Here is a 23892-nt window from a genome sequence, read left to right as displayed (position 1 = left end):
TCATGTTGGTATTTCACAGTAGTGAATGCCTATTTTGCGCTGCAACTAGCGGAGGAGTACGATAATGTCTGTTTATGCTCTTCCTATTCGAACTGCTTTTCTTGTTTTTGTCATTTTATCTTTTATTCTGATGTTACCCTGGCTGATTTACACGTACAGGAGAGATGGCTTTTTTAGCTGGTGGAAATTTATTTTAAGCTTTTCATTTATATTTTATTTGCTGGCTGCTTTGAGTCTGGTGCTGCTTCCTTTTCCGTCAACGAGGAATACATGCGCTCATCAATCAGCAAATACGGTTTATTATTCGCTGATTCCTTTTTCCTTTGTCCATGATATGTTCAAGGAAGCTTCCGTTGTGTGGTCACAGCCTGCGAGCTATGTTCAGCTGGTGAAAGGGAGGGCTTTCCTTCAAACCGTCTTTAATTTCCTGCTATTGTTTCCTTTTGGGGTTTATATCAGGTACTTTTTCAATAATCGGAAATCATGGAAGCGGGCGCTGCTGCTTGGCTTCTCACTATCGCTTTTCTTTGAGGTAACGCAATTAACGGGTGTTTTCGGATATTTTAATTGTCCTTATAGGCTGTTCGATGTTGATGATCTAATGGTCAATAGCAGCGGCACCCTGTGCGGGTTTCTCATTGCTCCGATTGTACTGGCGTTATTCCCATCAAGTAAGAGCATAGAAGCCAAAAGAGAGAGGATTCTGGAGAAGGATATTGTATTTCCTCTGCCGCAGCTGCTGGCTTTGCTTATTGACTACATCGTATTCCAGCTGGTTTATCTACCACTTGCGTCTCTCTTCTCATCGGACTGGCTGACGGATTTCGTGTGTGCTTCGCTCACTTTTGTGCTTGTCTTATACCTTGTTCCTCTTGTATGGCAAGGCAAAACCATCGGGTCCGCGATTCTGCGCTTCCGGTTTTTGGACAAGAATACCGGCAAGCCTTTCGCTAGGTCTCTATTTAAGCGATTTCTGTCGTTATATCTGCCTTGGCTGCTGTTTCATGTTCTGTCAGCAATAGGTGGTATAGAGATTGATCAGGATTCGGCTTTTTATCCTTATCAGGTGTGGTTCAACGTAGGTGTTCTCCTTTTTTACTTCTTGTTTATTCTTGTGCTTTTCATTCATGTCATACTCGTTGTATTCTCACACGGCAGACGACAGTTTTATTTTGACTATGCGTCTGGTATAAGACCATCCAGACGCCCACAAAGACCAAAAGAAAACAAACATGCGACATAAAGTTTATGTATGTTCGAGAAAAGCGGCATGGCTCATAATGAGGACATCACAGAACAATCCACTACAAGGCAATGGAGGGATGTCCAATGAACGCTTCAATTGGTCTACAAGCGTACTCGGTTAGAGAGGAGTGGGACAAGGATATTCTCGGAACACTTGAGCGACTCGCCGAAATCGGATATAAGAATTTGGAGCTTGCTATCACCAACACGGGCGATGAGCTGTTGACGGGTGGATTAAAGGCGGATGAACTAAGAAAAGAGCTAGATCGGTTGGGAATGAAGGCTGTATCTACTCACGTATATCCACTGAATAATGCCAACTGGGAGAGAATCGTTGACTTCAACCAAGAAGTCGGCAGCTCGGCCATCGTCTATCCCATCCATTACTTCTCGAATCTGCAGGATGTACATGACTTAAGCGCAAATATGAATAAATGGGGCGAAATCTGCCTGAAGCACGGCATGAACTTTTATTTTCATAATCACTTCCACGAATTTCAACCGATGGGCGGCCAGACGATCATGGACAGGCTGCTGGATAACACGGATGAGAATCTCGTGAAAATTGAACTAGATACCTACTGGGCGATGAGAGGTGGAGTCGATCCCATCGAATATCTTCGCAAGCTGGGTAGTCGGTGTGATCTGGTGCATCAGAAGGATGTGCCAGCAACTACACAGCCGCTCAATTTATTGGAGCTTGTTGGCACGGAAGAAGTCATTACAGAACAACGGTTCTCCGAATTCTGGAAGGCGGAAGATTTCACGGAGATCGGCGACGGTATCATGGATATTGGCGGAATCTTGCGTGTTATTCAAGAGTTAGGCTTCGCGAAATACGTATTCGTCGAACAGGATATGACGAGCTTACAGCCACTGGATAGCGTCCAGCGCAGTTATTCAAACTTCAGTAAGCTATGGCAGACGGTTTGAGGAGCGATAAAGACATGCGGAAATTCAAGGTGGGTATTATCGGATGCGGCAATATTAGTTCCATTTATTTTACCAATATTCAGCATTTCCATATGCTCGACATTACCGCCTGTGCGGATTTGGACATGAATAGGGCTAGGGAAAGAGCGGAGCAATATGGAGTTCCCAAAGCCTGCGGAGTGGACGAGCTGCTGGCTGACCCTGATATTGATATCGTACTGAACTTGACGATACCTCAAGCTCATGCTGAGATTCATCTCCGGGCACTTGAAGCAGGCAAGCACACCTATGGCGAGAAGCCGCTCGCGCTAGATCTTGAAGGAGGCAAGCGAATTCTGTCCTTGGCTAAGAAGAAAGGATTGTCGGTTGGATGCGCGCCGGACACTTTCTTGGGTGGCAGTATTCAAACTTGCCGAAAGTTGATCGATGACAAATGGATCGGCGAACCGATCGGAGCGACTGCTTTTATGATGTCGGAGGGACCGGAAAGCTGGCATCCTAATCCAGGCTTCCTGTATGAGAAAGGCGCAGGTCCTATGTTCGATATGGGTCCGTATTATCTAACCACGCTTATCCATTTACTCGGACCGATTCGCCGGGTAGCCGGATCGACGCGAATCACGTTCCCGGAAAGAATGATTACGAACGATTATAACTATGGAGATACTCTCCAAGTACAGACGCCTACCCACTCCGCAGGTATTCTGGATTTTCATAACGGAGCGGTATGCACGATGATAACCAGCTTTGACGTCTTGGGCTCCAAGCTTCCGCACATCGAAATATATGGGACGCATGGGACGCTGATTGTACCCGATCCGAACGATTTTGGCGGTCCGATTCTCGTCAAAAGGCATGATTGGCCGGATTTCAAGGAAATTCCGATGGTGTATGGCTTTACAGGAAACCATAGAGGGATAGGTCTGATGGATATGGCTCACGGAATCGCAAACGGTCAGCTTCATCGTGCGAATGGCGATCTGGCTTATCATGTCCTTGAGGTCATGCACGGGTTTGAGCTATCGTCGAATGCGGAACAATATTACAACGTAGGCAGCAGCTGCGCCCAGCCGGAGTCTCTTCCGATGGATGGTTACAGATTCAGTACGAGAACGAAGATCAGTTAATCGGCAATTCAACTTATGTAATGAAAAGGCGGGGTTAGAGCATGGTAAAAGCAAAACGGCTTCTTTCAGTTGTTCTTGTAGGTATGGTAGCGGTATCGACCTTGTCAGCATGCGGGTCTACGAATAATAGCGGCCAGAAAAATGACAGCGCTACCAATTCCGGCAGTGCAGGTGCGGGATCAAGCGACAAGAAGGTGACGCTGTCGCTGCAGACGCCTTACGCGGATGAATCCAACGTGAACTTGAAGACGCTAAGAAGGCTTATTGGCGAATATACCAAGGCCCACCCTAATATCACCATTAATGTCGATGCGCTGACAACTGATCAACAGAAGCTGAAACTGAAGACTCAAGCCGCATCCAATGAAATACCGGATATTACGAGCTTAAACCCAGGTGCGCAGATGAAGCCTTTCGCTGATGAGGGTTTGCTTGCTCCTCTAGACGATGTATTGGCTAAGGACGGCTTGAAGGATACCTTTAAGCAAGGCGTGCTGAGCAATTATACCTTTGGCGGAAAGACCTATGGATTACCTGAGACACTGGATATTGCTTACGTGTATTACAACAAGGATTTGTTCAAGCAGGCAGGCGTAGAGATCCCGTCAACCTATGAGGAACTAGTGGCGAGTGCCAAGAAATTCAATGCAAAAGGCATTATCCCCTTGACGATAGGAGAGAAGGAAACATGGACAGGTTCCTTCTTCCTCATGAATATTGTTCTGCGGGAAGCTGGAGTTGGATTCCTGAAAGATGTGATGGATAAGAAGAAGAAGTTCACTGATGCCCCTTACGTTCAATCACTTGCGAAGTTCAAGGATTTTATTAATGCGAAGGGATTCGAGGAGGGTGCAGTCTCTGTGGATTATGCGACTGCGCAGAATTTGTTCTTGAGCGGCAAAGCAGCGATGTATTTCACCGCCTCATGGGACGCTGGATCGATTGAGAATTCCACAATCAAGGACAGCGTAGGCGTATTCCCGTTCCCAACGGTAGACGGTAAAGGCGATGTTAGTGAGTTCATGCTCTCGCCAGGGAACTCTTACGTAATCTCAGCTGCCAGTAAGCATATGGCTGAAGCCAAAGACTTTCTCCACTTTTATATGACGAATTTTCCTAAGGTTATGTTTGAACTTAAGGGAGGGGTTGGGCTTGCACAGAACGTTGACGGAGACTTTAAAGCCGCTGGTTATTCGCAAACAGCCATCGACGTCCTTAATCTGTTCAAGACCGTTAAGGGTGGAGACCTCGCTTTCGATAATACAATCGATCCGACAACAACTCAAACGCATCTGAACGGCGTTCAGAACGTGTTCGTCGGCGACGAGAGCGCGGCGGATACAGCTAAACAATTACAAAATGACTTCGAGATGAACAATCCATAAAGCTAAGCTTTGCGATACAGGAAGGGAACGGGGTGACCAACTCCCTTTTCCCTTTTACAGGAGGAATACTTCATGAATGCAATGAAAGTGACGAGAACAATGATTGCGCTGTACGTGCTGCCCTGTTTGCTTCTGTTCCTTGCGGTTGTGTTCATTCCGATCGTCGTATCTGTCTACTATTCCTTCATGCAGTGGAATGGAATTGGCGGGGCCAAGTGGATCGGGCTGCATAACTATTCCATTATCTTTACCAAGGACAACATATTCTGGTCGGCTCTATCCAACTCGTGGAAGTTCGCTTTATTCTCAGTCGCCGAAATTGCCTTTGCGCTCTGGATCGCCATTCTGCTGAGCAGATACGTAAAACGCTCCAGTTTTCTGGTATCCGTATATTTCGTACCCGTCATTTTATCCGTCGTCATTGTAGGCCAATTATGGAAAAACATCTATAATCCACTGTCATTTGGTGGCCTATTGAATTCTCTGCTAACGCAAGTTGGCTTAAGCAGCTGGACACACGGTTGGTTGAGTGAAACGAATACGTCCATGTATGCAATCATTTTCATCGCAATCTGGCAGTATCTCGGCTACAACATTCTAATCTTGTATACAGGTGTCCAAAATATTTCGAATGATATCTATGAAGCCGCTAAAATTGATGGAGCAGATGGCATAAAGGCAGATTGGTACATTACACTCCCGCTCGCCGTACCCGTCATCAAAATATGCGTGATCATCGCCGTTATCGGTTCTCTGAACGCTCTAGATTTGATCATGGTCGTCTCGGGTGGAGGACCAGGACATGCAACTGAAGTTATCTCCTCCTATATGTACAACAAGACGTTCCTATCTATGCAATACGGATATGGCAGCGCACTTTCGGTGATACTGGTTGTGCAATGTTTGGTAGCGACTTTAGTGCTCAATCTTATCTTTAAACGCTCCGAGAAAAACGCGCTTTCGTAAGAGGGGAATGATGGTTATGAATATCAAAAGAAAGCTAATGTGGCTATTGTTGTCCGTCCTGCTGGTTACTCAATTGTATCCGCTCTTATGGCTGCTTCTATACTCCCTCAAGACCAATGAAGAGATTCTGACAGGGGGCATTTTAAGACTGCCCAAGGTATTCCAGTGGAGCAACTATCACGATGCGATCTTCTCGGGAAACTACTTGCAATATCTCACGAACAGCATCTTCATTACGGGAGTCACTCTCGTATGCACGCTGGCTCTTGGTTCAATGGCTTCCTATGCGATTGCCCGCTTTGATTGGAAATGGGGCAACGCCATGCTGCTGCTCTTTATTATTGGCATGATGATTCCGCTCCAATCGACACTGCTTCCACTCGTGGTGGTATTCAAGAAATTACACATTCTAGATTCCTATATTTCGCTGCTGCTTCCTTACATTGCTTTTGCATTGCCGATTGCTGTATTCATTCTAGCCACCTTCTTTAAGTCAATTCCTAGGGAAATGGAAGAGTCGGCCTCCATAGACGGGGCATCCGTTAACCGGACGTTCTTCAGCATTATCTTACCGCTTACCGTACCGCCGCTTACGACCGTTACGATATTAACGTTCATTCCTACCTGGAACGAGTACATTATGGCTGCAACCTTTATTTCAACGGATAGCCTAAAAACGCTTCCATTCGGGGTTTACAGCTTTGTTGGTAAATATACGACGAATTTCGGCGCGATCGGGGCTTACTTGGTACTAGCCTCCCTTCCGGTAATCTTGGTATACTTTCTGTTATCTGAAAAAATCGCCAAAGGCATGGTTGCCGGGGCAGTTAAAGGTTAGGACCTCTTATGTTAAAGCTAAAATCGCTGCGTTTCCGGATGTTTGTCCTATTCTTCATATGCTCGTTAATTCTGCTGACTCTGATGACGGGGCTCTATTATCAGCGCTCGGCAGAGCAGATCAACGCCAGAGTCGGAGCAGTCGCGCTAAGAAATGTGTCCCAAGCAAGTCAGTCTGTGGATTTGCTGCTTAGAGGATACTCGGCATTGACCAAATCGGTCGCCAGCAACCCTGATATTCAAAGGCGGGTTGGGAAGAAGGAAACGAACAACGCGCTTCGTACGATTAACGAAAGAATGATCACCAATACTTTGGGAGCTATTTTCTACTCCTGGCAAGACGTTCAAGCTATTTATATCATCAGCGAAACAGGTGCCGTTTACAGCTTTGGACAGCGACCCACACAATTAATTGATGCAGATTACGCCTCGCGGGATTGGTACAAGAAGATCAAAGGAACATCCGGTGAGATGATGTGGTACGGGGTTATGAATCATTCTCTGATCGATAAGAGGGAGTCTAGTTCCGTCTTCGTCTTCGGCAAAAAAATGTACGATATCCTGCAAACGAAACCGATCGGGATGGTCATCGTAGAGATGAAGCCAACTGATATTCTGAATACAGTGACCAACCTGCATATTACCGATAATAGTCTCCAGTATGTCATAGACCGTTCTGGTGTTGCCGTAGTCACGGGAGACTCAGAGCGACTTCAAAAGAAGCTGGATCCCTCCTACCTGGACGGGGTGACCGATTCATCGGAATTACTGAAAGAAAACGCCAAGGAGATGATCGTCGCTTCCGATCTAAAGGAGACGGCATGGCGGATTATCGGCATCACGCCGAAATCAGATCTTATGTTAGAAAGACTCGCGACCCAAAGATATTATCTCATCATGCTTGTCATGCTCATCTTGCTGTCAAGCTTGTTAGCTCTCACAGTATCCAACCTCATCTCCCGTCCGATAAAACGGGTCATACGGGAAATGAAGCGGGTAGAGCTTGGCAATCTGGATATTATGCTAGAAATGAAGTCATTCGATGAGATCAACGTATTCGTTGCGGGTTTCAATCGTATGGTTCAACGCGTTCATGCGCTAGTGGAGCGGGTACGAATCGTGACGACCAGCGAGAAGAATGCTCAACTTGTAGCGCTGCAAGCCCAGATTAACCCGCATTTTCTATTTAATACGCTCGATATGATGTACTGGATGATCGATGATGACCGCCAGCGTAATCAACTCGGAGATGTGGTGCTGTCGCTTTCCCACATGTTTCGCTACAGCAGCAATTGGGATACGGCAGAGCTGGTGACGCTGCGCGATGAGATGGAACAGACCGATCATTATTTGCTCATCATTAAGACGAGACTTGGAGGTCATCTGGATTTCACCATGGATGTCGCACCGGAATGCCTTGATGTTCCGCTGCCGAAGCTGATTCTGCAGCCAATCGTGGAGAATGCAGTTATCCATGGGTTAGATAAGCTAAAGGACCGAAGCAAAGCCTCTATCCGAATTGAAGTAAGGATGGATAAGGGTGTGCTGTTTATTGATGTCATAGATAACGGCATTGGGATGGATGAAGCTAGCGTAGAGCGAATAACAGCAAGCTTCACAGAGGGAAGCGGAAGGTCGAGAAGTATAGGCTTGAACAATGTGAATAGCAGACTGGCGCTTCGCTTCGGTCCTCTTTACGGTTTGCGAATTAGAAGCGAAGTGGGGCAGGGAACGGTCGTTACAATTGTCATTCCCTTCTTCCGTAGTATGCAGGATGCAGAAGGGATGGGTACATCATGAATATCCTGATCGTTGATGATGAGATTCATATCCGTGAAGGGTTGAGACGGACGATCGAATCTGCGTTCCAGACGCTGAACGTGCATACGGCCGATTCCGCGGAGGCAGCTTTGGATAAACTCCGTGATGTTCCCGTTGATATCGTTATCGCCGATATCATGATGAATGGGATGACCGGTTTAGAATTAATAGCCGCAGGGAAGGTATTGTACAAGCGGATTCATTGGATTATCCTCTCTGCGCATTCCGATTTCCATTTCGCACAGGAAGCTTTGCGGCAAGGAGCGAGGGATTATCTATTAAAGCCAATCGGCAAGTCCAAGCTCATTGAGCTGCTGACGCGGCTGCAGGCAGAGATTAAGCAGGATGAAATACAGCTGTCGGACGAGGAGCTTCTATCCCGCAACTTGCGGCTGATGCGAGAATCCGTGTTTCAGCGTTTTGCCGCAGGTATGGATATCGGTCCCTTCAATATATCGAAGCTAGCGGAGCAGTACCCTTCATTCTACCTGGTGATGATTAACCTGCAGCAGGAGAAGGAAGCGTCTCTCTTTCATTTTATGACGGAAAATATTGTGACGGAGATGGTTGAGGCAGGGGAGAGAGGAGTTGTCTTCAGCCTTGATCAACGAACGGTTATTGCACTGGTATCGGCGACAACGGAGCCAGAGCCAGAGCCCTTCATCCAAGAACTGACGGAAATACTGGATCGCTGCTTGAAACGCGCCTATGGGATTCATGTTAGCCAGCAGCTCATGAGCGATTTTCGGGATATTCCGAGTGCAATCCGGGCGTTACGCAGTCTTCCCGCACAGACCCATGAATCGGAACCGACGCAAGTCGAAGAGAATCCTTCAGGTGCTATTCCAATAGCGATTCAATACATTCAAGCTCATTATCAGGATGAACTATCCTTAGAGAAGGTGGCGGCTGCCGTCTATTTGAACGCGGCGTATTTCAGCCAATTGTTCAAACAGAAGATGGGGCAGGGTTATAAGGAATACGTGATCAGGCTGCGGATGGACAAGGCAGCGGAGATTCTGCAGCAGACGAATATGAAAATTACTGAAGTGGCTTACCAGGTAGGGTATCAGGAGCTGCGGCATTTCACGCAAGTGTTCCGCAAGACTTTTCAGGTTACCCCTACGGAATATCGTCAGAATAATCATCAGGGAGAGGTGTGATTCAAGACGTGAAACGGAATGTAGATCAATTATTAAGTCAAATGACGCTGGAAGAGAAAGTCGCGCTAGTCTCTGGTGCGGATATGTGGAAGACACGGGCGATTGAACGTCTTGGGGTGGATTCCATCTACATGTACGATGGAACGAACGGTATCCGTAAGACACAGGACACGAATGAGTTAGGGATATTCGAGGATGCAGGGAATATTCCAGCCACCTGCTTTCCAACAGGATCGGCTCTTGGCTCCTCATGGAACGTGGAGCTTCTTGAGGAGATTGGCATCGCGCTGGGCATCGAAGGCAAGCATCTTGACGTGAATTTGCTGTTGGGGCCAGGAATTAATATGAAGCGATCGCCGCTTGGCGGGCGTAATTTCGAATATTATTCGGAAGATCCTTGCCTGTCCGGTGAATTGGGTGCTGCTTTCGTGAATGGATTGCAAAGCGAAGGCGTAGGCGCTTCGTTGAAGCATTTTGCCTGCAATAATCAGGAAACAGAGAAAATGGCAATGAGCTCCGAGGTGGATGAACGGACGCTGAGGGAAATTTATTTGAATGCGTTCGAGCGTGTGGTTGCGAAGGCGAATCCGTGGACGATTATGTGTTCTTATAATTTATTAAATGGACAATATACGAGCGAGAACGAGCATCTTGAACGGGAAATACTGCGGGAAGAATGGGGATACGAGGGTGTCGTCATGTCGGATTGGACCGCCGTTCATAATCGGATTAAAGCGTTACAGGTCGGACTCGACTTGGAAATGCCGGGACCTGCGCTCTACAACAATAGTCAGTTGATCAAAGCGATAGAGTCGGGTGATCTAGACATAGAGACGCTGAACCAAAGCGTTCGACGCATGCTGCTTCTACATGAGAAGGTGAAGAGCGATCAGCAGGCAGTGAAGCCTTGTGATTGGGACGCGCATCATGAGCTTGCTTATCGGGCGGCGATTGAATGCATTGTGCTGCTCAAGAACGATCGACAGGTACTTCCTCTGCAGCCAAAATCGCTCTCTAAGCTCGCCGTTATCGGACAGCTTGCCAAAGCACCACGTTATCAAGGCGGGGGAAGTGCGCGCGTTATCCCGAGGAGACTGGATATCCCTTATGAGGAGATCGTTCGTGTTAACGCGGATAGAGCGACGCTGTCGTTCGCGCCTGGCTATGGGAATATAGACGGGATAGACGAAGCTCTTATCGCGGAGAGCGTAGCAATTGCTGCACAATCTGACGCGGCCTTGCTATTCGTAGGGATGCCTGAAGGAACGGAATCAGAGGGGTTTGATGGAGTGAAAATCGATCTGCCGCTGCAGCAAGTGAAGCTGATTCAAGCGGTAGCAGCCGTACAACCGAACTGTATCGTTATCTTAAGCAACGGCTCCGCAATCGCAATGGAACCATGGCTTCACGATGTTCCTGCTGTCGTCGATATGTGGCTGACTGGGCAAGCGGGCGGCAGTGCCATCGCAGATGTTCTATTCGGTCTTGGCAATCCTTCTGGTAAACTATCTGAGACTTTCCCGGTAAAGTTGTCGGATAATCCATCCTATCTTAGCTTCGGAGGAGAAGGTGGTAAAGCGGTGTATGCAGAAGGATTGTTCGTCGGCTACCGTTACTATGACAAGAAGGAGCTAGCTCCGCAGTTCCCGTTCGGTCACGGCTTGTCCTATACGACCTTCGAATACTCACAGTTGTCCGTGTCCGGAGATGCGCAAGAGGTTTCCGTCACGTTCCGACTCCGTAATACCGGATCGATGAAAGGACAAGAGGTCGTCCAATTGTACGTAAGAGACGAGCAATGTCGTTGGATTCGCCCGATGAAGGAGCTTAAAGCTTTTCGTAAGCTTCAGCTTCAGCCGGGAGAGGAAGCGGAAATCACTTTCTCGCTCGAACCTAGGGACTTCTCTTATTATGATCCTGAGTACAAGAAATGGGTGGCAGATACAGGCTATTTCGAGATCTTCATCGGAAGCTCCTCTCAAGATTTGAGGCTATCACATCGTATACACCTAGATTTCCCAGATGTTCGCAGCAATGGCTATCATGAATATAGTTTATTAAAGGAATGGATAGATAATCCGCAGGCTTTGAAGGTTCTGAATAGAGCATTGATGGAACTGAATCGCAGCAGCAAGGACCAGGTATCCCTCGACGAACCGATGTTGATAAGCTTTTTCGGAGATGCCCCATTAATCAAGCTGTTCCAGATGTATGGGCAAGACTGGCTAATCAATCAGTCTCCAGAGCAGTACGTCCGGCAGATGATTCAAGAGTACGAGCTCCATTCTATAAATAGGCTCAACACTAAAACAAGAGCTTGATAAATTCGAAGCCTTGTGCGTAAAAGCCCGCTGCGCGGACGGATCATTCTTACGATCGCTGTTGTCTCCCTATTTCTTGATTCTATCCCTTAGGGGTAGAAATAGGGAGACAAAGGCGAACGCTAGCGCTTCTTCAGAACGATTCCGTCCGCTTCGCTTTGTTAGTCGTGATCAAGCACTCAAGCACTAATTATGCCGACCTTTAGAGCCTATAAATAGATAGCGGATATTGCGCCGCCTAAGGCTTGTTATAAAGGGAAAGAGGAATAACTGCATGACGTAGAGTTGACAGGTGGTACAGAAATTGTTTAAAGTTAAACCAGTCAATAATACATTAGCTGGGCAATGAAGGGATTAGTAACGTTTCATTCTTGATTCCAGAGAGTCGGCGGTTGGTGCAAGCCGGTACGGAATGAACGTGAATTACAACCTGGAGCTTCTTGATCCGAAACTGCAAGATTGCAGAAGGAAAAGACGGCCGTCAACCGTTAGCCTGACAAGAGTGGAAAATGCCTAGGCATTTTCAATTAGGGTGGTACCGCGATGACTCGCCCCTGTCAATGACAGGGGCGGGTCTTTCTTGTGTAAACAACTATTCTGGAGGGATTCGTAATGAGAGAGAGTAACTTAGCCAACCAAACGGATTTATTGGAGGACCTGGAGTATCGGGGTTTAATTCATCAGATCACAAATCGTGACAATTTGACTGAAAAGCTGCAAAAGGAAAGAGTCGTTCTTTATTGCGGTTTCGATCCGACTGCGGACAGCCTTCATATTGGAAGCTTGCTTCCAATCCTATGTCTGCGCCGTTTTCAAAAGGCAGGTCATATTCCACTAGCATTGGTAGGCGGAGGAACGGGTTTGATCGGTGATCCGAGTGGCCGTGCTTCAGAACGTTCGTTGAACACAGCAGAAACTGTAGCAGATTGGACCAATAGCTTGAAACGGCAGCTTTCGAATTTTCTAGATTTCGATGTTGCTGAGAACGCAGCTAAGCTTGTGAGTAATTACGATTGGATCGCCCCATTGGATGTCATCACATTCCTGCGTGATGTCGGTAAGAACTTCACGGTTAACTACATGCTGGCAAAGGATTCAGTCGACTCACGTCTTGCGAACGGTATTTCCTTCACGGAGTTCAGCTACATGATTTTGCAGGCTTATGACTTCCATAAGCTGCATGAAGAACATGGGTGCTCCTTGCAAGTTGGAGGCAGTGATCAGTGGGGCAACATTACCGCTGGACTAGATTTGATTGGCAAAATGGGCGGCAGTGGCGCATTCGGAATGACGATGCCGCTTGTAACGAAGAGTGATGGGAAGAAATTCGGCAAATCCGAGTCAGGCGCTATTTGGCTGGATCGTAACAAAACATCTGCTTACCAATTTTATCAATTCTGGATTAACACTGACGATAGCGACGTGATCAAATTTTTGAAATACTTCACTTTCTTGACCAAATCACAAATTGAAGAGCTAGAAACTGAACATAACCAACATCCAGAAAAACGTATCGCCCACCGTGAGCTGGCCCGTGAAGTTACGAAGCTTGTTCATGGAGAAGAGGCTGTAGTCAGCGCAGAGAAAATTACACAGGCGTTATTCTCAGGTGATGTGACGCAGCTCAGTGAATCGGAGCTCGTCGAGGCGCTCCAAGATATGCCGACAACGGTTATCAGCAATCAGGATCATATCGGATTGATTGATCTTCTTATTGAGGTAGGTGCTGCTCCATCAAAGCGCCAAGCAAGGCAGGATATTGAAAGCGGAGCGGTTTCCGTGAATGGTTCCAAACAAACGAGCATCGATAGCGTCATCACCTTAGAGCAAAGACTCTACAAGAAATTTGTCGTGTTGAAGCGCGGCAAGAAAAACTACTACCTGGCGAGATTTGAATAGGATATGTCCAAGGGGCTGCCAAAAGGCAGTCCCTTTAACTTCTGCAGCTCTTAGGTGAAAAAGGTGATAAAACAATAGTGAACATTATAAAGGATTTTATGGTGCAACGAGCGTTGATAGCAATTCTAATATTCACCTTTCAAATATTTTTTGCGGAGAGGTCCGAGAAAAATAATCAAGTAAAGATCATCCTTCACAGAATATGGGGGAAGTATTCCCACGCCTCCTATAGCTTCCACTCAACCTAATAATCAGGATGGAAGGAGGGAAAGCGAGTAACGTCTTGGTCAAGTGGAAGACTAACAAAAGTGCGGAGCTTTTTGGCTATTTATTAAAGCATAAGGCAGACTTGTACCCAGAGCGAGAATCATCGAGGATCTGTTTGGCGAAATGCCTCTAAAGAACGGCGAATCCTATTTGAACACGACAGTCTATCAGCTGCGTAAATTATTGGACCATTATGGACTCAAGGGGAGTATACATTCCGACGGCAGCTCTTATGCATTAGATATAATCGCGTAAGTGTCGATATCCTTAGTTTTGAAGAAGGCTGTAAGCAGATGGCTGTAGTTCGCCCATAATGAGCTGGATGAAGGAGCGATAAAGCTGTATATGAAGGCCTTGGCTTTACAGAAGAACAAAGAAGCTTTGAACCGCCAATAAAAGACACTGCATAGAGAGCTAGGGATAAGCCCATCGCATGAAGTAACGGCTCTTTACAGCCATCTGATGTCGGAACTAGATTCATAACATATGGAGTAGATGGAGAGCCCTTCACATGAGGGCTCTTATTTGCTGTCGAAGTTTGTCATTTTGCCGTCATCGGGAAGAATTATACTTTAGTTCTTGCAGCAGTGGGAGGCGTTTAGTTTGAAGGTGGTAATTATCGATGACGAAAAGGGAATGCACTTCATTATGAAACGAATGCTCGCTAAGGTGAATGAGATTGAAATCGTGGGAAGCTTCCAGGAGACCACGGCAGCCGCGGAGACTGCAGGGGAGTTGTCTTTCTCCGATGAAGCGAACATTGGCAAATGGGCCAAGGCTGCGGTGGGCAGAGCGGTACAAGCAGGCATCATTAAAGGGTATGCGGATGGGAGCTTCAGGCCGAATGCGCTGCTTAGCCGTTCCGAAATGGCCGTTATGATCGTGAGGCTGCTAGCTCTTGATGAAGCGGGTGAAGCGGGAGCAATTGGTTTTGCCGATGATGAGGATATTCCGACTTGGGCCAAACGGTATGTATGGGCTGCGAAGCAGCACGGTCTCGTACAAGGGATGGGAGCGAACCAATTTGCCCCGGCAAAATCACTGACTCGGGCAGAGGCGGTTGTCGTGTTGTTAAGAAGCTTGGAAAATCAAAGTTCAAAATAGACCGAAAAGCTGTAACCGCTTGTTTCCCATGTGAGGGAAAGGGCGGTTTTTTCTTGCAAGGATTATCGTATGTTTCGAAAAAAATAACTGATTCATTACAAAAAAAGCCAGATCAATGAAATGACCTGACTTGTACGGCGGCTTGTATTTGGCGGATTTAATTAGTATGGTTTCAAACCAAAACTAGTGCCAAATCAGATCATTTCCTCTTGTCAATGTAAGTTAACAATGTGAGTATAAATACTCCAAAGGCAAACATAATTGTAAGAGATTGAAATGTATCCATGTTTAGAGCTCCACCTTTCTAGTAAGGTGTCCGCCTCTGTACAAGTCGTCATACTGGTAATTATATACCTGAATGAATGTTTTTGTAAGTACTCATTGAGCTAAAATTTTATCACAAATTTCTACATATTTTGTTAAAATAGCCTAATATTCATTAATAAGCTAGAGAGGTTTCGATGTAAGCACGGCCTTGTTTCAAAAGCTTCTCTGGGGCTGAGGTTGTAGTTCGGATAAAAAGGTAACCTTTAATTATCGTCTAGTCATGGCTCCAATTGAAGTTATAGGTTATGACACTTTGAAAATTACGGTTTCATTTCCGGCCAATTTCCCATTATGTCAATCCTCAAGAAGAATCTCTGACACACTGTTGTCATATTAAGAATGATATGCTGTTGTCAAAAGTAATAAGGAGAGATTAGACATGAGCAAAAAGATAGAATATAGAAAAGATTATAAGCACATTTATCTGCCCAAAACGATACCCGTTATTATTGATGTGGCTAAGATGCCATTTATTATGATTAGTGGTACTGGTAATCCAAACGGTGAGGAGTTTACTCGAGCGACAGAAGCATTATATAGTTTAAGTTATGCGGTTAAAATGTCCTATAAAAGTGATGAAATACCTGTCAGCTATTATGAATATACCGTTTTCCCACTTGAGGGAATTTGGGATTTAATTGATAAGTCAAAACCGGCAACAGACAAAAATAATTTGAAGTACACAATTATGATACGCCAACCAGACTTTCTGACAAATGAATTATTCATAACATTTGTAGAGCAGACTAAAAAGAAAAAGCCAAACCCATACCTTGAGAAGTTAACATTCGGTGAAATGACGGATGGTTTATGCTGCCAAATGATGCACATAGGAAGTTATGATGACGAACCGGAAAGCTTTGCGAAGATGGAAGTATTTTGCAAGGAAAAAGGATACGTACGTTCTGATAAAACTCATCGGGAAATCTATCTATCCGACCCGCGCAAGACTGAAATGTCGAAGATGAAAACTGTTTTAAGATTCCCTATAAAAGGGCAATAGGAAGATCTCGAATTTAAGCTCAGGCTGGAAACATGCCTGAGCTTTTTTGCGACCTAAAAACGATTTATTCATACCGCCACTCTTGGGTGTCGAGAATAGGTACCCATTGCCGGAAGAGACCAAGAAATTGTACCTATTTGCAAGCTTATAATTAAAGAAATTTAAGATATCTCTTTCAAAAGAGATTTACCAATTAACCTCATACCCACTAGACGTCGCTGCCAGAGGACGGCGTAAGCCGTTTCTTCTTAGATATTGTTCTCGATTACTTTTTAGCTGCCAACCAGTTGCTAAGATTAACAATCTCATCTTCGGTAAGTTTACCCTCGAACCCAGGCATCCCATTGCCACCTTTAATGATTTGTTTATAGATCTTCTCCTTACTAACTGATCCGCCGATTGTAGTTAAATTAGGTCCAAGACTACCTTGCAATTGATCACCATGACAAGAAACACAGTTGCTTTTGTAGACGCTCTCCGCTGCTTTGGTATCGACTGACTTATCTGGAATAACTATCGCTGGTTCTTCTGCAACGGCTGTTTGCTTGGCTGGGAGATTAAAAAGCAATAACCCTACACTAAGCGTACATGCTAAGCAGAATAGGATAAACAACGCCCACTTATACATGAATAATCACTCCTGTTCTCTTCATAATCGTTCTTTCTTGGATCTACTTTGCTGCTTCGTCTTGCAGGGCAATAATATCCTTCATTATCACTTGATTATCCATGTCCTCGCCCATCTTATAAATCTTACGTACTCGCTGCTGTCCATCGAGCAAGAGCAGGGAGGTATTCGTATGTACGAATGAGCCGTCAGGCATCTTTGACACGGATATACCAAACTTCTTGGCAAGATTAATGGTCTCCGCTTCTTCCCCTCGCAGAATGGTCCAACCGCTTAGATCCATTCCAAGTTTGCTTGCATAATTGCGCAAAACCTTAGGCGTATCGTTCTTCGGATCGAATGTGATCGCTAAGAAGTTTACTTTGCTGCTGCCAAATAACGACTGCTTCTTAAGTTGTTCTTGGATTTGAACGAAGTTGTACGTGGTGGTTGGGCAGATGTCGGGGCAGCTTGTAAACATAAATTCAATCATGTGAACATCACCTGATATACGGCTGTACTGAACCGGCTTGCCATCTAAATCCGGAATCGTGAAGTCAGGGGCATTCATGACGACAGGGAGCTTACCAGAATCCTTGAAGGAATTATAGGACCAATAGGCAGCCATGCATAGAACGAGTAGAACAGCAGCGATTACATATTTTCGCTCAGCAAGTAAGGATTTCATTTTCAACGATTAACCTCCAAACATTATTCAAGATGAGTACCATACTAACAAATCATTCTCTGCGTTTCTATGGCTCGGAAGAGCTATGCCCGGATGCTGCTAAATGAGAATCGGTGCTCGGAACTGTGAATTAACAATGAAATTTGTCCTTTGCTGTGATCTTGTTCACGCTTATTTGTTCACGCAGCGTTCACACAAGGGATGCAAGATGACCCGAAGTAGCTATAGGCAGTTTTTTTCTCTTTATTTATGATGAAGGGAGCTTCACACGCATACTGAAGGACCATCTTTAACGCAAAAGGAAGGAGTTACGACAGATGGAAGAACGCGCGGAAAGACTATTAATAGTTGATGATGAAGAGCGGATTCGGAAGCTGCTTCGTATGTACCTTGAGAAAGAGAAGTATATCATCGATGAGACGGATAATGGGAGCATGGCTCTTCAACAAGCTTTACATGTTGACTATGATCTCATTGTGCTGGATATTATGTTACCAGGCATGAACGGTTTGGATATATGCAGGCGATTAAAAAGCGTGAAACAGACACCGATCCTCATGCTGACTGCCAGTGGTAACGAGAATGAGCGGCTGGAGGGTTTCAAGGTAGGAGCAGATGATTATGTCGTTAAACCTTTTAGTCCAAGGGAAGTGGCTTATCGAATTAAGGCAATCGTTAACCGTTCATCAGCAATCCCATTTACCTCTCGTAATCGCAGCAGCTGCAGCTCTATTATTCTTAATCCTATTGTCATCGAGCCTGCGGGACGCCGTGTTCTGGTTGAAGGTACCCAAGTCCATATGGCTTTAAAGGAATATGATTTACTCTATTACTTAGCCCTTCATCCGGGTGTTGTCTTTACTCGCGAAGAACTCTTGCAAGCAGTATGGGAGCATGATTATACCAAGAGCGGCGATTATCGGACGGTTGATACGCATATTAAGTGGGTTCGTGAGAAGCTGAGTCCGATTTCAAAAAAAGCGGGTAACTTGATTCAAACCATTTGGGGGATTGGTTATTGTGTGAGGGATGCTTAATTCACTTCTGTCACAAATCGAGCTTGTATGTCGTCATATGGGCAAACGAGCGAAGAGGAGTGAATGGCTATGAAAGAACAGACATGTATTATTATTGGAGGCGGGTACGCCGGTCTTAATGCTATTAACGCCATCAGAAAGACCATGCAGGGGATACCGTTGCAAATTATTTTGATTGATAAACAACCTCATCACCTCAGAAAGGTGCTTTTGTTTAAGGCTGCTGCTGCAGGTACACCTATCACAATCCCTTTCGAAGACATATTTACTGAAGGTATCTCTTTCCTTCAAGGTATGGTAAAGGAGATTACAAGCGAGGAAAAACGACTGCAATATGAAGATGCCAAAGGGAATTCACACCAAATAAATTACGATATTCTGATCGTTACGGTCGGCAGTGTTATACGAAAGCCAGCCCTCGAGCAAGGGGGAATGGCTCTGACAGATCTGAATGCTGGGGCTAGCATCAGGCAGCAATGGCTGGCGAATTTGCAGAAGGCAGCCAAGGAAACAAATCGTGCTAACCGCCAACGATTGCTGACTGTTGCGGTTGCGGGAGCAGGGATTAGCGGAATTGAGACTTCCGCCGAGTTGGCCTACGAGATGCGGAAGGAAGCCGCAGCTCTAAGACTTGATCCGGCAGAAATTCGAGTGTTCCTCATTAACGCTCAGGAAAGACTTTTTCCAGAAGGCCCCGCTAAAGTAGGGCGGAAGCTGGAAATTGCCCTTAATAAAATTGGAGTAACTGTTCTTCACCGGTGCAAAGCGATGCAGGAGAAGGAAGGGGTGCTGATGCTGACCGGCAGCAAGCCGATGCCCGTCGGTTTATGCATTTGGACGCTGGGTCTGCTGCCGAATCCGGTGCTCCGCAGCTTTGGATTGCCGCTCACACCCGAGGGTCAGGTCATTGTGGATGCCAGTTACCGTGTCAAAGGGGCACCTGGTGTCTACAGTATCGGGGACTGTGCACATATTACCGATCCGGCAAATGGACGACCAGACAGGATGACATGTAAGGAAGCTGTCGCTCAAGCAACTAGGCTGGTAAAAGTGATTTCAGCAGATTTAAATAATCGCCCAGCTCCTACTCACCAGACGCATATGGACTTCTTCTGCATCGGCTTGGGGCCGGAACAAGGCATGGTATGGACCCGTCATTGGGGACTGGATTTCATACTCACAGGTAAACTTGGCTGGAAAATTAGAAAATTCACTTGGGATTCAGCAAGTTTGGTAAAATAGAAGATGAAACTAGGGTGTGGAAGAGGATCAAACGATGAGAACGACAGAACTCTACGAGAATTATAAAGCACTGCTATTTACACTTGCGTATCAGTTGACAGGCTCAGTTGCCGATGCCGAGGATGCGGTTCAGGATGTGTTTGTGAAGATCTACAAGTTGAATCTTGACGACCTCCAGGAACCGAAAGCCTATTTGTGCAAAATGGTGACTAATCGCTGTTTGGATTTGCTCAAATCAGCACAGCGGCGGCGGGAACAGTATTCCGGTCCCTGGCTTCCGGAGCTGGTACCGACACCGGATGACGATTCGTTTGAAACTGTCATCCGCAGCGATTTGTTGTCGTATGCCATGCTCGTGCTGCTTGAGCGGTTGTCTCCGTCAGAACGAACGATATTCGTCCTTCGCGAAGCGCTTTGCTTCGACTACTCCACGATTGCCGAATTTGTCAACAAAAGCGAGACAAATTGCCGTAAGCTGATGAGCCGTGCCAGAGAAAAAATGGGAATTTCCGAAGAAGAGTCAATCAGCGCTGAGACGGCGGGAGAAGAGTGGGTACAGCGGTTCATTAAGGCACTTACTCAAAACAATATTAATTCGGTATTGTCTTTGCTTGCTGAAGACGTCGTTCTGATTTCGGACGGGGGAGGGAAAATTACCGCTGCAGCCCATCCGATCGAAACGCCCGAGCGTGTGGCTCGTTTCCTACTTGGTCTCCTTCAGAAGGTAGCTGAGGAAGACGTTCAGATCGAACTGAAACCTTTAAACGGCCAAACTGGATTGATCGTTCGCATGAATGGCGTAACCCAGACCGTCGTGCTTCTGCATGTCGAGGACAATGCCATTTCCAATCTGTATTTTGTGAGGAACCCGGATAAGCTGCAGCATCTTTAGACTTTGCTGATGGATGCAGGGCAATCAAGTATGGTCGGATTCATGATGTTACCGTAAAAAAAGGAAATGAACGTCATTTTCGCGAATACGTTATCCGAAAGCCTATTAGATCATGGAGCCACAAGGAGGAATTAAGAAATGTCTGAAATCAAGTTAACGCTGGATTATGATCAATATGAGAATGGTGATAAGATAGCCTCATTAATCGAGCAACTGGCTAATCAGGAAGAAAGCCTGAATCTAGAAAGCCTCGTAATTGGAGATTGGGGAGGCGCCTATGAGAACGATTCTAGTGAGGTTGTTGAGACGCTTGTGCGGCTGAACAGCAGATTCCCCAAGCTGCGAAAGCTATTTATTGGCGATATGTCTTTTGAAGAGTGCGAGGTTTCATGGATCACACAGTCGAATTTAGCTCCATTGCTAGCCGCATTTCCAGAGCTAACCTCATTCACGATTAAAGGGAGCACGGGTCTGGCGCTTGACCCCGCTCGTCATGATAAATTAGAAGAGTTAACCATTATTTGCGGCGGACTCGGTAAAGAGGTCATTGCTAGCATAAGTAAAGGCAGCTTTCCGCGTTTGAAGAAGCTTGAGCTCTATTTGGGTGTCGATCAGTATGGCTTCGATGGCGATCTGGAGGATGTTCTAACTCTGATAGAGCCAGGGAAGTTCCCACAATTAACCTATTTGGGCTTAAAGAATAGCGAAATACAAGATGAGATTGCTATCGCTCTGGCAAATGCACCTATTCTAGATCAACTTCAAACATTAGACTTGTCCATGGGGACGTTGACTGACAAAGGTGCGGAAGCACTCTTCAATAGCGATAAAGTAAAAAAGCTGCAGCATTTGGATTTGGGCTATCATTATATGTCCGATGATATGATCAAGCGATGGGAACAGTCTGGCTTAAATGTGAACCTGAGTGATCAACAGGATCAGGACGATGATGAGGATTATCGCTATCCCTCACTTACCGAGTAACAATGGAACAAATGCTGCTGATCTGTAATTCAAATAATCGGCGAACGGTCGGGCTTCAGGATGCCCGTCGAGCAGTTGGTTTGCCGCCAGCAATTGAAGTTAATTATTTGGACTTGCTTCAAGGAAGAACAACCTTAACAGCTGCTGTGGAATCTAAGGGACTGTTAGCTGCGGATAGTCTGCTGCTTAGGCTCGATGCACCTGGTGAACATTTTGAAGTAGAACGCGATCTCATTGCTCTTGGAGCACCGGACTCGGCTGGTCACTTGGAAGACGATCGGTTGCTCCCATTTGGGGATCTAGCAGATTCACAGCCAATGACTAGGAGGACCGCGCTTCGTCTAAGGGAACAAAAGGGAAAGCTCTATCATCCGTCGCAATGGTTCCGCGGCTATGCCCGTTTACTAGCACGACTGGAGAACGAGGCGCGAACGCTAAGACCAACTGCAAGATGGATGAACGCTCCGAGGGACATTATCAGCATGTTCGATAAACGACATACCCATCAGGTGCTATCGGCAGCGGGATTGCCTGTGTCTCGGCTTGCAGCGCTTCCGCAAGAGATTCCCGATTATGAGGCGCTTCGTGCAGCCATGGCTAACAAACGGATGCACCGCATCTTTTTGAAGCTGGCATCAGGCTCTGGCGCATGTGGAGTTATCGCTTATCAAGTGAACCCGGCCACTGGAGCCGAGCTGGTTGTAACAACGATGGGCGTTGAGAACTATTTATCAAGACCGCCCCTCTTTTATAATGACAAAAGACTGCATCGTTATACGGAGCAATCATCAATCAAGCAGATCATAAATTGGCTGCTGCGGCATGGGGCTCATGCGGAGCAGTGGATTGCGAAGGCTTCCTACAAGGACCGAGTTTTTGATATTCGTCAGCTTGTCGTTGGAGGAGAAGCCTGTCATAGCATCGCAAGAGTAAGCTCTACGCCTATTACGAATCTGCATTTGCAAAGCGAACGAATAGATATCGGGGCTATGGGACTGTCTGCCGAAATCCAGCATTCGGTGCGACACTGTGCAGAACAGACTCTAGCAGCATTCCCTGACTCTACAGTTGCTGGTATTGATGTTCTTCTAAGCTCTATATCATATAAGCCTTACGTGCTGGATGTTAATCCATTCGGAGACTTGCTCTATCAGGTAAGTTACCAAGGATTCAATACCTATGAATGGGAAATGAAGAAGCTATCTGCAGCCAATTCGACTCAAGCTTGGAAGGAGAGATCGAGTTGATTGATATGAATCAGATTGTCGGCAGCCATGATATTGTCATGATTACCTTAGATACTTTGCGTTATGATGCTGCTGCATTAGAGGTGGAGAACTGTCCAAATCTGTGTCGAGGTGAGCCTTGGGAGAAACGTCATACCCCAGGCAGCTTTACTTATGCCGCGCATCATGCTTTTTTTGGCGGTTTTCTACCGACTCCGGCAACCACGGATAAATCGGAGCATGTCCGCTTGTTTCACTCCAAGCATACAGGGATGAAGACACATCCGGCAACGTGGCTGTTCGATACGCCTGATATTGTTTCAGGCTTGCAGCAAGAAGGGTACCGCACGATTTGTATTGGCGGAGTGATCTTTTTCACCAAAAAAGTACCGCTCGCCAAGGTACTTCCCAGCTATTTTCAGGAAAGCTATTGGAGAATGACGTTCGGCGTCACTAACCCCCGCTCCACAGAGCATCAGGTTAACCATGCCCTAAAGCGATTAGAGAAAGCTGAGGCTAATGAGCGCTTGTTCCTATTCATGAATGTATCGGCTATTCATGGACCAAATCATTATTTCGTTGCCGGAGCCAAAAAGGATTCCGTCGAGACACAGCGGGCTGCTCTGCGTTATGTGGATGGTGAGATCGGTCGATTATTTACCAAACTGCGGGAGCGTGAACGCCCTGTATTTTGCATGGTATTCTCTGATCATGGCACTGCTTATGGTGAAGATGGATTTGAGGGTCATCGATTGGCCCATGAAGTGGTATGGAATGTACCGTATCGCGAATTTATCGTTTAGTGCAGCTGAGACAAA

At 46.2% G+C, this 23892-nt stretch carries 22 protein-coding genes and 1 other annotated feature; of the genes, 19 read left to right on the top strand and 3 right to left on the bottom strand.

What is annotated here, in order from left to right; all coding sequences use genetic code 11:
* The first annotated feature begins 64 nt into the window (after nucleotides 1-64).
* From EKN16_RS08270 to EKN16_RS08220, 12 genes are all read left to right on the top strand, one after another.
* On the top strand, nucleotides 65-1243 hold the full coding sequence (locus EKN16_RS08270) for a VanZ family protein (protein ID WP_125655329.1): 1179 nt from the start codon (nucleotides 65-67) through the stop codon (nucleotides 1241-1243).
* A gap of 86 nt (nucleotides 1244-1329) precedes the next feature.
* A complete protein-coding gene (locus tag EKN16_RS08265) occupies nucleotides 1330-2178 on the top strand; it encodes a sugar phosphate isomerase/epimerase family protein (protein WP_164522728.1) in 849 nt (282 codons plus the stop codon).
* Between the two features lie 14 nt (nucleotides 2179-2192).
* Nucleotides 2193-3305 carry a Gfo/Idh/MocA family protein gene (locus EKN16_RS08260; RefSeq protein ID WP_125655326.1) on the top strand — a complete coding sequence of 371 codons (1113 nt, stop codon included), beginning with the start codon at nucleotides 2193-2195 and terminating at the stop codon, nucleotides 3303-3305.
* A 41-nt stretch (nucleotides 3306-3346) separates the two neighbouring features.
* A complete protein-coding gene (locus EKN16_RS08255) occupies nucleotides 3347-4690 on the top strand; it encodes an extracellular solute-binding protein (RefSeq protein ID WP_125655323.1) in 1344 nt (447 codons plus the stop codon).
* A gap of 72 nt (nucleotides 4691-4762) precedes the next feature.
* Complete coding sequence (locus EKN16_RS08250; RefSeq protein ID WP_125655321.1) at nucleotides 4763-5656, top strand: carbohydrate ABC transporter permease; 894 nt, start codon at nucleotides 4763-4765, stop codon at nucleotides 5654-5656.
* Between the two features lie 16 nt (nucleotides 5657-5672).
* Nucleotides 5673-6494 carry a carbohydrate ABC transporter permease gene (locus EKN16_RS08245; RefSeq protein WP_125655319.1) on the top strand — a complete coding sequence of 274 codons (822 nt, stop codon included), beginning with the start codon at nucleotides 5673-5675 and terminating at the stop codon, nucleotides 6492-6494.
* Nucleotides 6495-6502: 8 nt separating this feature from the next.
* Nucleotides 6503-8293, top strand: a complete 1791-nt coding sequence (locus tag EKN16_RS08240) for a sensor histidine kinase (RefSeq protein WP_125655317.1) — start codon at nucleotides 6503-6505, stop codon at nucleotides 8291-8293.
* Nucleotides 8290-9477: a response regulator gene (locus EKN16_RS08235; protein WP_125655315.1), complete on the top strand. Its 1188-nt coding sequence runs from the start codon at nucleotides 8290-8292 to the stop codon at nucleotides 9475-9477. The genes EKN16_RS08240 and EKN16_RS08235 overlap by 4 nt, the downstream gene beginning before the upstream one ends.
* An 8-nt stretch (nucleotides 9478-9485) precedes the next feature.
* Nucleotides 9486-11798 (top strand): beta-glucosidase family protein, encoded by a 2313-nt coding sequence (locus tag EKN16_RS08230; RefSeq protein ID WP_125655313.1) that lies wholly within the window; start codon nucleotides 9486-9488, stop codon nucleotides 11796-11798.
* Between the two features lie 336 nt (nucleotides 11799-12134).
* Nucleotides 12135-12357, top strand: a binding site (T-box leader).
* A 53-nt stretch (nucleotides 12358-12410) separates the two neighbouring features.
* On the top strand, nucleotides 12411-13697 hold the full coding sequence (gene tyrS / locus EKN16_RS08225; RefSeq protein WP_125655311.1) for a tyrosine--tRNA ligase: 1287 nt from the start codon (nucleotides 12411-12413) through the stop codon (nucleotides 13695-13697).
* Nucleotides 13698-14087: 390 nt separating this feature from the next.
* Nucleotides 14088-14219 (top strand): hypothetical protein, encoded by a 132-nt coding sequence (locus tag EKN16_RS33455; protein WP_260182959.1) that lies wholly within the window; start codon nucleotides 14088-14090, stop codon nucleotides 14217-14219.
* Nucleotides 14220-14573: 354 nt separating this feature from the next.
* Nucleotides 14574-15068 (top strand): S-layer homology domain-containing protein, encoded by a 495-nt coding sequence (locus EKN16_RS08220; protein WP_232016507.1) that lies wholly within the window; start codon nucleotides 14574-14576, stop codon nucleotides 15066-15068.
* A gap of 199 nt (nucleotides 15069-15267) precedes the next feature.
* Here the strand turns inward: EKN16_RS08220 and EKN16_RS32935 are convergent, their stop codons facing one another.
* Nucleotides 15268-15354, bottom strand: a complete 87-nt coding sequence (locus EKN16_RS32935; protein WP_221226835.1) for a putative holin-like toxin — start codon at nucleotides 15352-15354, stop codon at nucleotides 15268-15270.
* A 420-nt stretch (nucleotides 15355-15774) separates the two neighbouring features.
* Between EKN16_RS32935 and EKN16_RS08210 the strand changes: the two genes are divergently transcribed.
* The gene (locus EKN16_RS08210; RefSeq protein WP_125655307.1) at nucleotides 15775-16398 is read left to right on the top strand and encodes a GyrI-like domain-containing protein; all 624 of its coding nucleotides are present in this window, start codon (nucleotides 15775-15777) and stop codon (nucleotides 16396-16398) included.
* Between the two features lie 265 nt (nucleotides 16399-16663).
* Here EKN16_RS08210 and EKN16_RS08205 read toward each other — a convergent pair whose 3' ends face one another.
* Nucleotides 16664-17026, bottom strand: coding sequence for a c-type cytochrome (locus tag EKN16_RS08205; protein WP_125655304.1), 363 nt, complete (start codon nucleotides 17024-17026; stop codon nucleotides 16664-16666).
* A gap of 43 nt (nucleotides 17027-17069) precedes the next feature.
* Nucleotides 17070-17693, bottom strand: coding sequence for an SCO family protein (locus EKN16_RS08200; protein WP_125666013.1), 624 nt, complete (start codon nucleotides 17691-17693; stop codon nucleotides 17070-17072).
* A gap of 317 nt (nucleotides 17694-18010) precedes the next feature.
* Between EKN16_RS08200 and EKN16_RS08195 the strand changes: the two genes are divergently transcribed.
* From EKN16_RS08195 to EKN16_RS08170, 6 genes are all read left to right on the top strand, one after another.
* Nucleotides 18011-18730 carry a response regulator transcription factor gene (locus EKN16_RS08195; RefSeq protein WP_125655302.1) on the top strand — a complete coding sequence of 240 codons (720 nt, stop codon included), beginning with the start codon at nucleotides 18011-18013 and terminating at the stop codon, nucleotides 18728-18730.
* A 69-nt stretch (nucleotides 18731-18799) separates the two neighbouring features.
* Nucleotides 18800-19972 (top strand): NAD(P)/FAD-dependent oxidoreductase, encoded by a 1173-nt coding sequence (locus tag EKN16_RS08190; RefSeq protein WP_125655300.1) that lies wholly within the window; start codon nucleotides 18800-18802, stop codon nucleotides 19970-19972.
* A 34-nt stretch (nucleotides 19973-20006) separates the two neighbouring features.
* Nucleotides 20007-20864, top strand: coding sequence for an RNA polymerase sigma-70 factor (locus tag EKN16_RS08185; RefSeq protein WP_125655298.1), 858 nt, complete (start codon nucleotides 20007-20009; stop codon nucleotides 20862-20864).
* A gap of 138 nt (nucleotides 20865-21002) precedes the next feature.
* Nucleotides 21003-21848 (top strand): STM4015 family protein, encoded by an 846-nt coding sequence (locus tag EKN16_RS08180; RefSeq protein WP_125655297.1) that lies wholly within the window; start codon nucleotides 21003-21005, stop codon nucleotides 21846-21848.
* A gap of 2 nt (nucleotides 21849-21850) precedes the next feature.
* Complete coding sequence (locus EKN16_RS08175; protein ID WP_125655295.1) at nucleotides 21851-23095, top strand: STM4014 family protein; 1245 nt, start codon at nucleotides 21851-21853, stop codon at nucleotides 23093-23095.
* Nucleotides 23092-23877, top strand: a complete 786-nt coding sequence (locus EKN16_RS08170) for an STM4013/SEN3800 family hydrolase (RefSeq protein ID WP_125655293.1) — start codon at nucleotides 23092-23094, stop codon at nucleotides 23875-23877. Before EKN16_RS08175 ends, EKN16_RS08170 begins: the two co-directional genes overlap by 4 nt.
* Nucleotides 23878-23892: the final 15 nt, after the last annotated feature.

This window comes from Paenibacillus baekrokdamisoli (assembly GCF_003945345.1).
Classification (GTDB): Bacteria; Bacillota; Bacilli; order Paenibacillales; family Paenibacillaceae; genus Paenibacillus_Z; species Paenibacillus_Z baekrokdamisoli.
This window is presented reverse-complemented; position numbering and strand designations above follow the sequence as displayed.

What these genes read in the sequence shown, in the direction of transcription:
- EKN16_RS08270 (WP_125655329.1), top strand. Translation starts at nt 65, where the DNA reads ATGTCTGTTTATGCTCTTCCTATTCGAACTGCTTTTCTTGTTTTTGTC.
- EKN16_RS08265 (WP_164522728.1), top strand. Translation starts at nt 1,330, where the DNA reads ATGAACGCTTCAATTGGTCTACAAGCGTACTCGGTTAGAGAGGAGTGG.
- EKN16_RS08260 (WP_125655326.1), top strand. Translation starts at nt 2,193, where the DNA reads ATGCGGAAATTCAAGGTGGGTATTATCGGATGCGGCAATATTAGTTCC.
- EKN16_RS08255 (WP_125655323.1), top strand. Translation starts at nt 3,347, where the DNA reads ATGGTAAAAGCAAAACGGCTTCTTTCAGTTGTTCTTGTAGGTATGGTA.
- EKN16_RS08250 (WP_125655321.1), top strand. Translation starts at nt 4,763, where the DNA reads ATGAATGCAATGAAAGTGACGAGAACAATGATTGCGCTGTACGTGCTG.
- EKN16_RS08245 (WP_125655319.1), top strand. Translation starts at nt 5,673, where the DNA reads ATGAATATCAAAAGAAAGCTAATGTGGCTATTGTTGTCCGTCCTGCTG.
- EKN16_RS08240 (WP_125655317.1), top strand. Translation starts at nt 6,503, where the DNA reads ATGTTAAAGCTAAAATCGCTGCGTTTCCGGATGTTTGTCCTATTCTTC.
- EKN16_RS08235 (WP_125655315.1), top strand. Translation starts at nt 8,290, where the DNA reads ATGAATATCCTGATCGTTGATGATGAGATTCATATCCGTGAAGGGTTG.
- tyrS (WP_125655311.1), top strand. Translation starts at nt 12,411, where the DNA reads ATGAGAGAGAGTAACTTAGCCAACCAAACGGATTTATTGGAGGACCTG.
- EKN16_RS33455 (WP_260182959.1), top strand. Translation starts at nt 14,088, where the DNA reads ATGCCTCTAAAGAACGGCGAATCCTATTTGAACACGACAGTCTATCAG.
- EKN16_RS32935 (WP_221226835.1), bottom strand. Translation starts at nt 15,354, where the DNA reads ATGGATACATTTCAATCTCTTACAATTATGTTTGCCTTTGGAGTATTT.
- EKN16_RS08210 (WP_125655307.1), top strand. Translation starts at nt 15,775, where the DNA reads ATGAGCAAAAAGATAGAATATAGAAAAGATTATAAGCACATTTATCTG.
- EKN16_RS08205 (WP_125655304.1), bottom strand. Translation starts at nt 17,026, where the DNA reads ATGTATAAGTGGGCGTTGTTTATCCTATTCTGCTTAGCATGTACGCTT.
- EKN16_RS08200 (WP_125666013.1), bottom strand. Translation starts at nt 17,693, where the DNA reads ATGAAATCCTTACTTGCTGAGCGAAAATATGTAATCGCTGCTGTTCTA.
- EKN16_RS08195 (WP_125655302.1), top strand. Translation starts at nt 18,011, where the DNA reads ATGGAAGAACGCGCGGAAAGACTATTAATAGTTGATGATGAAGAGCGG.
- EKN16_RS08190 (WP_125655300.1), top strand. Translation starts at nt 18,800, where the DNA reads ATGAAAGAACAGACATGTATTATTATTGGAGGCGGGTACGCCGGTCTT.
- EKN16_RS08185 (WP_125655298.1), top strand. Translation starts at nt 20,007, where the DNA reads ATGAGAACGACAGAACTCTACGAGAATTATAAAGCACTGCTATTTACA.
- EKN16_RS08180 (WP_125655297.1), top strand. Translation starts at nt 21,003, where the DNA reads ATGTCTGAAATCAAGTTAACGCTGGATTATGATCAATATGAGAATGGT.
- EKN16_RS08175 (WP_125655295.1), top strand. Translation starts at nt 21,851, where the DNA reads ATGGAACAAATGCTGCTGATCTGTAATTCAAATAATCGGCGAACGGTC.